The 13,390-nt window shown below is 43.3% G+C and carries 11 protein-coding genes and 1 pseudogene; 10 read left to right on the top strand and 2 right to left on the bottom strand.

Annotation, left to right across the window (positions count from 1 at the left end):
- Positions 1 to 281: 281 nt before the first annotated feature.
- Complete coding sequence (locus tag CJ190_RS05920; protein ID WP_064292144.1) at positions 282 to 1,367, bottom strand: M42 family metallopeptidase; 1,086 nt, start codon at positions 1,365 to 1,367, stop codon at positions 282 to 284.
- A gap of 186 nt (positions 1,368 to 1,553) precedes the next feature.
- Positions 1,554 to 2,204 carry a hypothetical protein gene (locus CJ190_RS05915; protein WP_064292145.1) on the bottom strand — a complete coding sequence of 217 codons (651 nt, stop codon included), beginning with the start codon at positions 2,202 to 2,204 and terminating at the stop codon, positions 1,554 to 1,556.
- A gap of 238 nt (positions 2,205 to 2,442) precedes the next feature.
- Between CJ190_RS05915 and CJ190_RS05910 the strand changes: the two genes are divergently transcribed.
- From CJ190_RS05910 to nagE, 10 genes and pseudogenes are all read left to right on the top strand, one after another.
- On the top strand, positions 2,443 to 3,531 hold the full coding sequence (locus CJ190_RS05910) for an alpha/beta fold hydrolase (protein ID WP_064292146.1): 1,089 nt from the start codon (positions 2,443 to 2,445) through the stop codon (positions 3,529 to 3,531).
- A 46-nt stretch (positions 3,532 to 3,577) separates the two neighbouring features.
- A complete protein-coding gene (gene tsaA, locus CJ190_RS05905) occupies positions 3,578 to 4,264 on the top strand; it encodes a tRNA (N6-threonylcarbamoyladenosine(37)-N6)-methyltransferase TrmO (RefSeq protein WP_070597981.1) in 687 nt (228 codons plus the stop codon).
- Positions 4,265 to 4,356: 92 nt separating this feature from the next.
- Positions 4,357 to 4,902: a LemA family protein gene (locus CJ190_RS05900; protein ID WP_064292148.1), complete on the top strand. Its 546-nt coding sequence runs from the start codon at positions 4,357 to 4,359 to the stop codon at positions 4,900 to 4,902.
- Entirely contained in the window at positions 4,896 to 6,707 is a 1,812-nt protein-coding gene (locus CJ190_RS05895) for a DUF2207 family protein (RefSeq protein ID WP_064292149.1), read from the top strand. Before CJ190_RS05900 ends, CJ190_RS05895 begins: the two co-directional genes overlap by 7 nt.
- Positions 6,708 to 6,970: 263 nt before the next feature.
- A pseudogene (locus tag CJ190_RS09275) lies at positions 6,971 to 7,099 on the top strand (TetR/AcrR family transcriptional regulator); the annotation flags it as partial.
- Between the two features lie 33 nt (positions 7,100 to 7,132).
- The gene (locus tag CJ190_RS05890; protein ID WP_070597982.1) at positions 7,133 to 7,540 is read left to right on the top strand and encodes a hypothetical protein; all 408 of its coding nucleotides are present in this window, start codon (positions 7,133 to 7,135) and stop codon (positions 7,538 to 7,540) included.
- Positions 7,541 to 7,710: 170 nt separating this feature from the next.
- Complete coding sequence (locus CJ190_RS05885) at positions 7,711 to 9,738, top strand: ABC transporter ATP-binding protein/permease (RefSeq protein ID WP_064292151.1); 2,028 nt, start codon at positions 7,711 to 7,713, stop codon at positions 9,736 to 9,738.
- Between the two features lie 119 nt (positions 9,739 to 9,857).
- Positions 9,858 to 10,766, top strand: a complete 909-nt coding sequence (locus tag CJ190_RS05880; protein ID WP_180754102.1) for a DUF368 domain-containing protein — start codon at positions 9,858 to 9,860, stop codon at positions 10,764 to 10,766.
- Between the two features lie 208 nt (positions 10,767 to 10,974).
- A complete protein-coding gene (locus CJ190_RS05875; RefSeq protein WP_064292152.1) occupies positions 10,975 to 11,868 on the top strand; it encodes a DUF7916 family protein in 894 nt (297 codons plus the stop codon).
- Between the two features lie 33 nt (positions 11,869 to 11,901).
- Entirely contained in the window at positions 11,902 to 13,386 is a 1,485-nt protein-coding gene (gene nagE, locus CJ190_RS05870) for an N-acetylglucosamine-specific PTS transporter subunit IIBC (RefSeq protein ID WP_064292153.1), read from the top strand.
- The last annotated feature ends 4 nt before the right edge of the window (positions 13,387 to 13,390 follow it).

Here is a 13,390-nt window from a genome sequence, read left to right as displayed (position 1 = left end):
CAGTGATATAATTCGCACAATTCATACTTTACTTATGCTTAATTATATTTTAAATAAAAATAAAAGCGTTTTCCAACTTAAAGACTTCTAAATGGCTAATTATTTCATTTTTAAAATATAAATAATACAATAATAAATATAATTTGTACATACAATTCAAGTGTAGGCAGGCTTAACGAAGGGCTTTTTGATTAGATAAAGGGTATCTTCCAAAATCACTACAAAAGGGCCTACGTTATTCAATACATAGGCCCTTTTCAAGAAAATTCGTTATTTGTTTTTTAATAGGTCTTCAGGTCAAATTGTTGGATGTCTTCGAGCGTAAGACGGCGGAGGAAAGTTTTAACCAGGTGGATCGTATTCAAAAAATCATCATAGGAACAGAAGCAGGCATTGGTATGGGCGTAACGACTGGGAATACCGATTGTAGCGCAAGGTGTTCCTAGATTACCCAGGTGAATAGGACCAGCATTGGTACCGCCACCTTCGCGGACAGCGTGTTGACTAGGGATATTCTCAGCTCTTGCAGCTTGCTTAAAGAGGTCGATTAATTGGGTGTTGGCTACATAGGAATTGTCACGGTGACGGATTTGTGGCCCTTGGCCGAGTTGCCCTTGTAAGAGCTCTTTTGCATTGGTAAAGTCATCGGCGGGAGTTCCTTCCAGAATAATCGCGATATGAGGTTGGACCCGTTTAACCGTTAGCGAAGCGCCTCGAGTGCCCACTTCTTCTTGGGCGGCAGGGGCGGCGACGAGGTTAAAAGGAAAATCGCCCACTTCATCCGCTAAATCGCGCATAATGGCGACAGCACAGGCGGTTCCAATCCGGTTATCGAAGGCCTTGGCCAAGATGGTTCGGGTGACTTCATTATAAGAGAACTTAGTGGCTGGTACGATCGGTTGACCAATTTCGATCCCTAAGTCATTGACGACTTGTTCTCTAGAAGTAGCGCCCATGTCGATCTTAATATCGCTAATGGCGATTTTTTTCTCCCGCTCTTCAGGGGTCATAAAGTGAATGGGCTTGGTGGCTGAAATCCCTTTGTAATATTTCCCATCACGATTACGGACATAAAAGACTTGGGCGGTTAAGTTAGAGGGAACCCAGCCGCCAATGGTTTGAATGAGGATGAGGCCATCCTTGTCAATGGCTTTCACCATGAGGCCGACTTCATCGAGGTGGGAATCTAGCATAACGGTAGGTTTAGCTGGATCGACCTGGTCCAAGTTGAGGTAGCAGTTCTTTAAATTATCCACTTGCAAGCTATAATTGCCCTTGTGTTTATTAATAACCTCGATGACCTCATCTTCAAAGCCGGACATCCCTTTAGCATTAGTTAAATCTTCAATTAATTGTAAATAATCCATCATCAAACGTCCTTTCTAAAGCAGAACTTTATCTATAATTAATCATAGCTTAGCACGTTTCAAGAGAGAAGACATAGGCTTTATGATAAAAGCTCGCATACATGACAAAAAGTGCACCAGACGACGCTGTTAAGGCTGTCTGATGCACTTTTGCTACTATTTAATCGTGAGTTGAACACTTAGCCATCAATCGTGGCTGACCTTGGCATGGATACGAGCGATGGGCTCTTGGGCATTAAGGCTGTGGAGGTCCATGGTAATTTGGTCAAAAGCTTGACTGGGGTCGTACTTGACAAAGAATTGCGAGCGAGCAATTTGGCCTTGGTCTACCGATTTATCTCCATCTACTCGGTCGATGGCTTCTAATTGATTACCATTTTGGTCCGTGATCGTGAAGTTTTCTGGTCCAATGGCCATGGCATCCTGAGAAGCGATATTCTTATATTCAATTTCAATTGTGGCTAGGGTCTTGTGGTCGTAGTTAGGATCTTCAACCATGTCTTGGGGCAGGGCGTTGACAGTATTTGACACTTGCGTTACTTTCAATTCGGCAATTAATTTTTCTGGATCGTCAGGGCAGAAGATTGGAATCGTTTGATTGACCTGGTAGTTGGCATCTTTGTCAATATTTTCTTGCTTGGTACTATCAGCGGGATTTTCCAGATTGTGCTGACTAGCTTCTTTATCGGCATCTTCTTTAATCGTATGGGCTTGAGACTGACTTTCGTTTTGAGCTTGAGCACTGGCTGCCTCGTTGGCTTGATTTTGACAAGAGCTGAGGAGGAGACCAGTAGTTAATAGAGATAGGCTTATCAGTGAGAACTTTTGTAATTTCATCAGAGGACTCCTTTCATAGCGCTTTTACGAATTGCATTAAGTATAGCAAATCCCAAAGACAAATAAAAAACTTTGGCTAATATTTAATCAAATAATAAGTTATCTGTAACCTCGCTGAAAAATAAATTTTCCCCTTAGAGCGCGCGTTATTTATCCAGTCAAAATCCATGCTGACGGGCAGGTTGGCCAATAAATCGTGTTATAATTGAACAAATAACAGAAGAGGAAACGAGCGACCATGAAACAGAATTTTAAAAGCTTCCTCAAGGCCAGTATTGGGCTTTTGGGACTGAGTAGTTTTGCTATTTTCTTGCAGAGGAAGAAGCATGCCCGTCAAAGCCGAATAAGATCTCCCTATGGAATCCAAGAAAATGTCATCATTCAAGCGGGTGGCATCCAACAGGCCTTGCAATTAAGAGGTAATCAAAGGACTAATCCAGTGGTTTTATGGATCCACGGAGGTCCAGGGATGGCTAATCCCTTCTTGACCTATGCCTATCAACCTGCCCTTGAAGCGGATTATACCTTTGCTTATTGGAGTCAGCGGGGAGCGGGACGGACTTATTACTTAAACCAAGGGCAAGTCTCAGGGATGACCCTGGCCCAAGTCATCGATGATATGGATGAGGTCGTGGATTATTTAAGGGCGCGTTTTAAGCAAGAAAAAATCTTTATTATCGGCCACTCTTGGGGAAGTCAAGTCAGTAGCCTCTATATTAAGACTTATCCCCATAAGGTTAGGGCCTATCTGGGAGTGAGTCAGATTATTGATATCATTGCTTCTCAGAGAAGCCTGCTCGACCAGGCGGAAAGTGCTGCTCAAACAGCAGGGGATAAGGATGGTCTACTGGAAATTCGCTCTTTAAAACGGGCCAGTGATGACCAGCTCAACCACCGTCTGATTCCCGCTCAAGACTACTTAACCATTGAACAGGTAGCGGGAAAATATTTACCAGGTAACCCTCTGACAGACGCCTTAAAAGGGACATGGCTTGCCTTGACTGCTCCTGATTTTTCTTGGCTGGATTTAAGGTGGTATGGTCTCTTTCTCTTTCAATTGTCGCATTATATTGCCATCCAAGCTCCCTTGATGATTGTTTCCAATCAATTTAAATTGGCCCAGGGGGATTCCTACCAAGTACCGGTTTATTTTATCTCTGGGGGAAGAGACTGGACCGCTCCTTTTAGTCAGGTCTTTAACTATTACCAGTCCCTAACCGCTCCGGATAAGGACTTTTACTTGCTGAAAGATTGCGGTCATAGCCCTTATCTTGATGATCCTGACCGCTTTGCTGAACGAGTCAGGGCCTGTTTTAATAAGTATTAAGAGAAATGTTAGTAAATAATAGGATAAGAAGGAGGCAAATCATCCGATGGAAATTCATCCCATAGCCCATATCCATACTCCCTTTAAGGAAAAGTTTGGCATTCCACGCCAAGGGGTTAAGGCCGAACATTCCTATGGGGAAATTATCTTTGAAAAAGAATATCGCCAGTTGGAAGCCTTTAAAGGGATTGAAGATTTTACCTATCTCTGGTTAATCTGGGGATTTTCTCAAGTCAAGGAGAGTGCTACTTTTAAAGCGACCGTCCGCCCGCCACGTTTAGGAGGCAATCAGCGAGTGGGGGTTTTTGCCTCACGCTCGCCATTTCGTCCTAATCGTATAGCTTTGTCGGCCGTGAAATTGGAAGGCTTAGAAAGTGATAGTCCTGAGGGCCCCAAGTTAATTGTGTCGGGGATCGACATGGTGGACGGGACACCAATTTATGATATTAAACCCTATTCTAGTGAATCAGATGCGCTAAATGACGGGCAATCTGGTTTTATTGACCAGGTGGCCTTTAATACCCTACAAGTCCACTGGCCTGAAGACTTGGCGGACCAAGTTTCTCAAGCGGAAAGAGAGGGGATTACTGAGGTTTTAGCTGCTGATCCCCGGCCTGCTTACCAAAGGCAGGAAGACCGCGAATATGGGATGCTTTATGGGGGCTATAATATCCGCTTTCAAGTGAAAGACCAGATTTGCTATCTTTTGTCTCTTGATCCAATTAGGAACTAGGATCTAGCTAGGATTCCTAGACCACTTAGGGTAAAATAAGGGCAGAATTAATTACTTTTTAGGCATATAGCTATTCAAAGGGAGGAAATCTAATGATTATCGCAATTGTATTTGTTGTTATTCTCGTTCTAATCGTCGTTTGGGGGATCGGTGCTTATAACCGCATGATCCAATCCAAGGAAATGATTGATAATTCCATGGGGCAAATTGCTGCTCAAGTTGAATCACGTTGGGACGCTTTGACGAATTTGATCCAAGCTACCAAGAACTACCAAAGCCATGAAGCGGATACCTTGATTAATGTGGTGAAAAACCGGCAAAAAATTAATCCCGATGCCACGGTTGAAGAAGTGGAACATGACCAAGACCTCTTCCAAAAGGCCATGCGGTCAATTGACGTCGTGGTCGAACAATATCCTGAATTGAAGGCTGCTTCTGTTTACCAAACCACTATGGATAGTGTGAATAACTATGAAAACAATGTCCGCCAAGCCCGGATGATTTTTAATGACACGGTCACTAAGTATAACCGCATCATTAAAACCTTCCCCAATTCCCTAGTTGCGGGGATGACCGGCTTCTATCCTGAAGAATACTTCCGTGGCAGTGAGGAAAAACAGGAGATGCCTCAATGGTAGTCAAACGCCTATTTTCTCCATTGCTAAAGCTTGTCCTCTTGCTGACTCTTATCTTTTCTTTTGATCTGATTCGTTCAGACCAGGAGCCTGTCTTAGCGGTCGACCAGGATATTCATTCCATCACGGTGGATACTGTCCTCCAGGAAGACGGGTCAGCCAAAATTACGGAACACTGGGACATTACTACCCACGAAGGAACTGAAATTTATAAGCCCTTGGTTTTGACAGATGCCCAAGAATTAACTGACTATCAGGTCAGCATGGATGGTCAGCCCTTTAGCCCTAAAAAGAATTGGGATGTGGATGCTTCTTTTGCTGCCAAGGCCTATCAATTTGGTCGCAATGAAAATAGTGAGCTCAACTGGGGGATTTCTGACTATGGCCGTCACACTTACCAGGTTTCCTACCGGATCTCTAACTTTGTGATGCAGACGGCTACTAATCAAATGATCTATTGGCGTTTTATTTCGGATAATTTGGCAGATAGCCCGGAAAATATTCGGATGACCATTGCTTCTGAAAAGGAAGATTTTAACCTGGAAAATAACCGGGTTTGGGGTTTTGGTTTTCGCGGTCAAGTCCATATTGAGGATGGTCAGGTTGTCGCTGAATCCAAGGAAAGCCTGCCTAGCTCAGGGAGTGGAATTCTCTTAGTCCGTATTCCTCAAGGAGCCTATCCGACCCAGTGGACTTCGGATAAGGCCTTTGATGATTATGTCAAGGAAGCCTTTGAAGGGTCCGACTATAATTGGAAAGACTATGATAGTAATGCTTCAGTTGAAGACATTACCTCCATGCCGGGTGAGCGGATGCCTAAGGCGGTCAAATGGGGCCTGGCAGGACTTGGCGGCCTTGGCCTAGTCGGTATTCTAGCCGGCGTGCGTCAGGCTATCAAGAGGAACCGAGCCCTGAAGAAATGGTATCCCTCTCTTGAACGGAGAAGTCAAGAATTGGACGGTCAGTATTACCGGGACCTGCCGGCTGACGATATTTATTCGGATTACTTCATTTTGGACCAACTGGCCATTGATGACCTCGATAGTAACTATTTAACTGGAACCATCCTTTACTTAGTTAAAGAGGGCGGTCTCAAGTTAGCGGGCGAAGCGGGTCTGTTGAAGGATAAGCATTACTTTATGGTAAATTCTTCTTATCAAGCCCCAGATCTGGATCCGATTAAGGACTGGTGGCGGATCTTTAATGAAGTTGCCGATGACAAGGGACAGTTTTCAGAAAAAGACTTCAAAAAATATTGTCAAAGCCGCACGGATAGACTAAAAGGCGTCTCCATATCTTACCGCTCTTATAGTAAAAACTACTTGCTGGCGGGGGACTTCATTCAAAATAAGACCTATGCCAAGGCTAAGGAAGACCAAGACCAGCGCTACTTAGCGGATAGCCAGGTGACTTATCCCTTTACCGATAAAGGTCATCAATTAAGAGATAATTGGGTCAAATTCTACAACTATCTTAAGGATTTCTCCTTATTAAATGAACGGGGTGCCCAAGAAGTGGCACTTTGGGACCGCTTATTAATTTATGCAGCGGTTTTAGGAATTGCTGAAGAAGTTGCCAAAGAATTTGCTAGCCTCTATCCTGATTTTGAAAGGCAATCGGTTTATAGCGGTGCTAATGATATTAATTTCTGGCAGTATTACTATATTGCTAATGCCATGAACCGTTCTTATAACCAATCCATATCTCCAGAAATGACCTCAGCCATGTCCAGTGGTGGCGGTGGCTTTTCGAGTTTTGGTGGTGGGGGCGGAGCCTTCGGTGGAGGCGGAGGTGGCGGAGCCCGCTAATATAAACAATACTCTAGAAGAGGTGGGACCAAGGTCTTGCCTCTTTTTTGTAGACTTGTTTAGTGATAAGGATAGAGGTTTTAATGTTGTTTATATTTAATTTAAAAACATTTTAATTTGTCAATTAAATAGTGAAGGTTTTGATATAATAAAAGCATTACTATAATTTTAAAAGATTGAGGACTTGTTGATGGATGCATATATAAAAAAACTTTGTAGGAAAATTTTCGCGTCAGGAAGCCTTAACGCCGCGCCAGCATGCTATCCTCCAAGCAAGTATTGATTTATTTGCCGATTATGGCTACAGCAATACTTCGACGAAAGAAATCGCTGGACGGGCTGGCGTAGGAGAAGGAACGCTTTTCAAACATTTTGGGAGCAAACAAAACTTACTCTTTGCTTGTATCTTACCCATCATTGCTGAAATGTCTAAGGAAAAATATGCTCAAGAATTTGACTTACAACGGATTAAAGGTGACCAGTGGACCTTCCAAGATTTTGTCCACCATATTCTAGCCAATTGTTTCCAAGAGAATTCTGACCACTACAAGGTAATGAAAATATTTGCTCAAGAGATGCTTTACCGGGAAAATTTCTTAAAGCACTTGGCTGAATTAATTCCCTTCCATTTGAAGGCGGGCTTTTTTAATATTCTAGAGTATTTTAAGGACAAGGGAGAACTGAATAACTGGCCCAATGCCCTGATTGTTCGGCTTATGATTTCACCGATTTTATCCTTCCAATGGGTTCAATTCGAGAGTGCGAGTCAGAAAGATTTTGCTCAAGCCTTGTCTTATATTGAAGCTTTTATTGTCAGGGGCTTGTGTTGCTAAAATCAATTATTACTATTAAGACCTGATTATTATCATATTGTTTGCTCTCTAGAGGACTTAGTGTTACTGTACTTGGGTTAAAAGTGAGTCCTCACTCAACCTAGTGGCTGGCTAAGTGACTGTCTTAACCAAGCCTTTTTTAAAAGCAAGTGAAAGTAAGGAGTAAGCATATGGCAATATTAAGCTTAAATGCCGTGAATAAATACTATTCCCTGGCTAATGGTGACCAATTCCATGCCTTAAAGGACATTAACTTGGATTTTGAAGCTGGAGAATTAGTCGCCATTGTTGGTGAATCAGGCAGCGGTAAATCCACCCTCATGAACTTAATTGGTGGTTTAGATACTGATTTTACTGGAGAAATCCTGATTGAAGGGGAGAACATCGCTGACTTCAAGGAGCGCGATTTAGTCAATTACCATAAGGATAAGATTGGCTTTGTTTTTCAAAATTTTAACTTAATTTCGCATCTTTCGGTCTTAGAAAATGTGGCCCTTGCGATGAATTTATCCAATATTCCTAAAAGCAAACGGGAAAAACAAGCCAAGACTGTTCTTGAGCAACTAGGCCTCGGTCAACAAATCCACAAGCGGCCCAACCAGTTATCGGGTGGGCAAAAGCAAAGGGTGGCTATTGCCCGGGCCCTAGTCAATAACCCTGAAATTATTATCGCTGATGAGCCGACTGGGGCCTTAGATTCACAGACAGCTGACGCCGTCTTAGATATCTTTAAGGCCATCGCTACTTCGGGAAAATTAGTTCTCATCGTCACCCATTCCCAAGCAGTGGCTGGGATTGCTAGCCGCTTGGTCAGAATTGGCGACGGCGAAATCATTGCCGATGAAAGGATTAGTGAAAACCAAGCGGCACTGGTCAACTACCAAGGCATGCGCCAGCTGCCCCAAGTGGAGAAAGCCCATTCCAATGCCTTTTCTTTCTGGTCAGCTATCCAACTGGCCTTAAAAAATATGCGGGCTAAGTGGTCGCGTAATCTCTTGATTGCCTTTGGTTTTTCAGTAGGAATTATGAGTATTATTTTGATGCTGGCTTTAGGGTCGGGGGTCAATAATTATTTGACGGATACCATGGAAAGCCAGGTCAATCCCCAGGTGACTGAAGTCCGCATGCCTATGAATAATCCAGAAATGCAAAGCATGGAAGAGCGCAGCGGGTCAAACGAGGGACAAAATCTTCCCCAAACCACTATCAGTCCCGATTTTCAAGATCCGGCCTTTGAGCAGGAAAATATTGAAGAGCTTGGTGCGATATCGGGAGTAGAAAACCTTGAAGTGGGATATACCAATTTCTCTTTAGGAACCGATTACCTCAAAAAAGAGGATCAGACCTACCCCTTCATGAACTTACAGACGATTTCGTCATTAATCACTCCCGCTAACCTGCCTGAAGGCCATTTACCCGAACAGGGAGAAATCTTAGTTAGTCGAGGGATTGCCGATAAGCTGGCTGAAGATACTGGTCAGTCAGCGATCGGTCAAAAGCTGACCCTCAAGTTGACTTTGAAACAAAAAGATCTCAAAGCAGATTTTACTATTTCTGGCGTTTACCAGGCTGACGAGACTATGGGATCAGCGGCAATCTTTGACACCGTCTACTTAAATTATGATGACTTGGAAACTTTAGCAGCTGACCAAGACATTGACCTTAAGCCCAATGTGGTGTATTTACTGGCTGAAGATGAGAGTCTGACCCCACAAATCAAGGAAACTATCGCGGATATGGGCTATCGGGGCTCGGCCACCGAAAGTTTGGTCAAAACCTTTACGGAAATGATTGATATCTTCACCTTTGTCCTTATCGGTGTGGCTGGTATTTCTTTATTAGTCTCTGCGATTATGATTTTAACCGTCCTTTATATTAGTGTCGTGGAACGGACCCAAGAAATTGGGGTCATTAAGGCCATTGGAGGACGGCGTAAGGATATTCGCCGTATCTTCATTTCTGAATCCTTTTTGATCGGTCTTTTCTCCGGACTTTTAGGGGGAGGTTTGGCCATTGCCTTCGCTGCTTTGGCCAACCAGGTCTTAAACCAGCTATTCCAAGTCTCCATGTTAGATATTACTTGGCAATTCCTACTTATCGGCTTGGCTATTGCCGTGGTGATTGCTACTATCTCTGGCCTCCTACCCGCCAACCGGGCTTCTAAACTTGACCCGGTCGAAGCCTTACGGGCAGAGTAAATCTTAGTTGGGCGAATCGGCCTACTCTTTAAAGAAAGTTTAATTTTACTCAAAAATAGCCTATACGGCTGAATTTCGGTTATAATAGTGAAATTAATGATTAATTTGGAGGCATTTTAATGACTGATTCACATAAGAATGATATTGAAAATGAAGACAAAGTCTTTTCAAAGGACTGGTGGTTACGCTTGGTCAAAGGGGCTTTTGTTGGTATTGGTGGGATACTACCGGGCTTATCCGGCGGGGTTTTGGCCGTAATTTTTGGTATTTATGATAAATTACTGAATTTCTTAGGAAATATTACCCATAAATTTTGGCAAAATGTTCGCTATTTTATCCCGGTAGGTATCGGTTTTGTCATCGGGATTATTCTCTTTTCCTTCTTCGTCATGAAGGCCTTTGGTTCTTATGAGGCCCTCTTTACCTGCCTCTTTATCGGTTTTGTGGTAGGAACCTTTCCTTCTCTCTTTAAACAGGCCGGTCAAGAAGGGCGAAGCACAGCCGATTACCTGGTCATGGGTCTGACTGCCTTGGCCTTATTTGCCTTAATGGTCTTTGGAGGCCAACATTTTTCTCACTTAACACCTAGTTTTGGGGTTTGGTTATTTTCTGGGGCCTTGATCGGTTTAGGCGTTATTGTTCCAGGCATGAGTCCAAGTAATTTCTTGATTTACTTTGGCTTATACGAAAAGATGTCAGCGGGAATTTCTCACTTAAACATGGGCGTCATTATTCCTCTAGGCCTCGGTGCTATTCTCTGTGTCCTGGCCTTAGCCAAAGTGGCCAACTGGCTCTTTGACCACTACTATGCCAAGATGTACCACTTTATTTTAGGAACTGTGATCGGTTCTTCTTTAGCCATCTTTCCAACCGTGGTCTTTCCAGCCTTTACCCCAGAAGGCTTAATGGAAACAGGCTTGAGTTTTATGACTACCTTAATTTTGGCCATAGTAATGTTTGTGGCGGGGGTTATCTTCTCTTATTGGTTTAGTGGTATTGAAGAGAAGTATTCACCCGATAATCGTTAAAATTTTTGAAAGGATGGATGAAACTTCCATTCTTTTTTATTTACACTCTAATCCAAATCTGTTCCGGTCATAGGAGACAAGGCCATAGTTGTGACTGTCACACGCTTTTTATTATTAACTAAAAAGATATTGAGATGCTTACTTTTTTCAATTATTATAAATGCTGCAGGTAATTCAGATTTTTCTTAGATAGGTGGGAAGTCGATTTATGAAACGTTTGATAAGTGCTTTTCCCAGTGAAGTTAAAAACTTCACTAAGGATGAGCTCAAAAAAAGTATTCAAGCCAGTGAAGGCCGGATTATTATGGCTGAAACGGTGGTAACCGCTGCTCCTTTAATTGAGGGGTTAACCAACGCCGAAGTGATGACGGCTTTTGGTGCCGACCTCATCTGTTTGAATGAATTGGATGTCTTTCACCCCCAAATCAAGGGATTTGAAAGCAAGAAACCTGTGATTGAAGTCATTAAAGAACTTACCGGGCGTCCCATTGGTATCAACTTGGAACCCGTATCTGCTGACAGTCAAGTCCTCGATGAAAAGGTTGAAATTAGCCCCGGAAGACGGGCGAGCTCAAAAGCTTTTGCCACGGCAGAAAAATTAGGCGTGGACTTTGTCATGGTAACCGCTAATCCCTCGACGGGTGTGACTAATGCCGATATCTTAGCTGCCCTAGCAGCGGGCCGGCAAGCCTATTCTGGTTTAATCTTAGCGGGGAAAATGCATGGTGCCGGTAAACGAGAAACTTTGATTGATGCTAGCTTATTTACTCAATTTATTGAAGCAGGTGCGGACGGGGTCTTGATGCCTAGTGTCGGTACAGTGCCTGGAGTATTACTAGAAGAAGCTCATCAAGCTTGCCAAGCAGTCCAAGACAAAGATGGCTTAGTGATGGCAACCATTGGCACCAGCCAAGAAAGTGCTAGCCCAGATACCATTCGCTCCTTTGCCTTAAATAATAAGCAGGTTGGGGCGGATATTCATCATATTGGTGATGGGAGCTATGGACGAATGCCAGACCCCGAAAATATTATGGCCTTAAGCATTGCTGTCCGTGGTAAGCGCCACACCTATTTCAAAATGGCTCAGTCCTTGAGACGTTAAATTATTGAATACTAGAGAGAAAAGAGATTTAATATGTTAGATTACTTACAAAAAATCGGTCGGTCCTTGATGCTGCCTGTTTCCGTATTGGTAGTGGCATCTTTATTTATGGGGACTGGCTATGCCATCGATGCTAATGCCTTACAAGGAAGTTCCAATGTTTTAGCGACTTTCCTAGTTCAAGCAGGTTTAGTCGTGATTAATAACTTGCCGCTACTTTTTGCTTTGGGAATCTCCATGGGGATTGCTGAAGATAATAACGGGGCAGCTGCCTTGAGTGGGGCAGTTTCTTTCTTAATGATCACGACCTTATTAAGTCCGGAAATTTTAAGTGGAATTACCGGCCAAGCGGTCGACCAAGTTAACCCAGCCTTTAAAGCCATTAATAATGTCTTCATCGGGATTATTTCCGGTGTTCTTGCTGGAGAAATGTATAACCGTTTCCACAATGTTAAGTTACCCCAATGGTTAGGTTTCTTCAGTGGGAAGCGGGCCGTTCCTATCGTAACGGCTGCCTTGTCAGCAATTTTAGCGGTTATCTTACTCTTCCTTTGGCCCACTGTCTATGGTGGTTTAGTCGCTTTTGGGACAGCGATCGCTAACTTAGGAGATATCGGAGCGGGTATTTACGGCATCACTAACAAACTGATGATTCCTTTTGGACTCCACCATGCCGTTAATAATGTCTTTTGGTTTGATACCATTGGGATTAATGACATTGGTAATTTCTGGTCTAGTCAGGGAGAACCTGGGGTGACAGGGCGCTACCTAGCCGGTTTCTTTCCCATTATGATGTTTGGTTTACCTGGAGCAGCCTTAGCCATGTATAAGAATGCCCGTCCAGAAAATCGGTCATCGGTTGCTTCCTTACTGATTGCTGGTTCAGTGGCAGCCTTTGTGACTGGGATTACCGAGCCACTGGAATTTTCCTTTATGTTTGCCGCACCAGCACTTTACGCAGTTCATGCTTGTTTAACAGGTTTGTCCTTATTTATTTGCTCAGCCTTACATGCAACCCTAGGATTTTCCTTCTCAGCAGGTTTGATAGATATGGTCTTGTCCTGGCGGATGCCCATGGCTAATAACCAATGGATGATCCTAGTTCTAGGCCTAGCCATGTTTGTTATTTATTTCTTCCTCTTTGACTTCTTAATCCGTCGCTTTGATTTTAAAACGCCTGGACGGGAAGTGGTTAGTGAAGAAGACCAAGCAGCAAGCAAGGCAACCGAGGCCTCTAGCCAAAGTGGAGATAAATACCAAGTCATGGCTCAAAGTATTTACCAAGGCCTTGGGGGCAAAGATAATCTTGAATTAGTAAGCAATTGTGCTACCCGACTACGTCTCCAATTGAAGGATACGGATGCTATTGATGAAGGCAAAATCAAGGCTACCGGTGTTCCTGGCTTAAGAAAAGTGAATGAACATAATTTACAAATCGTGGTCGGTACCAATGTTCAGTTTGTTGCTGATGAATTAAAAGAGATTTTACAAGCCGATAAAGGCCAAGATAAAGAATAATTTT

The sequence above is a fragment of the Aerococcus loyolae genome (assembly GCF_002871915.2).
GTDB lineage: Bacteria > Bacillota > Bacilli > Lactobacillales > Aerococcaceae > Aerococcus > Aerococcus loyolae.
The sequence above is the reverse complement of the archived record's forward strand: the minus strand, read 5'-3'. Positions and strand labels throughout refer to the sequence as shown.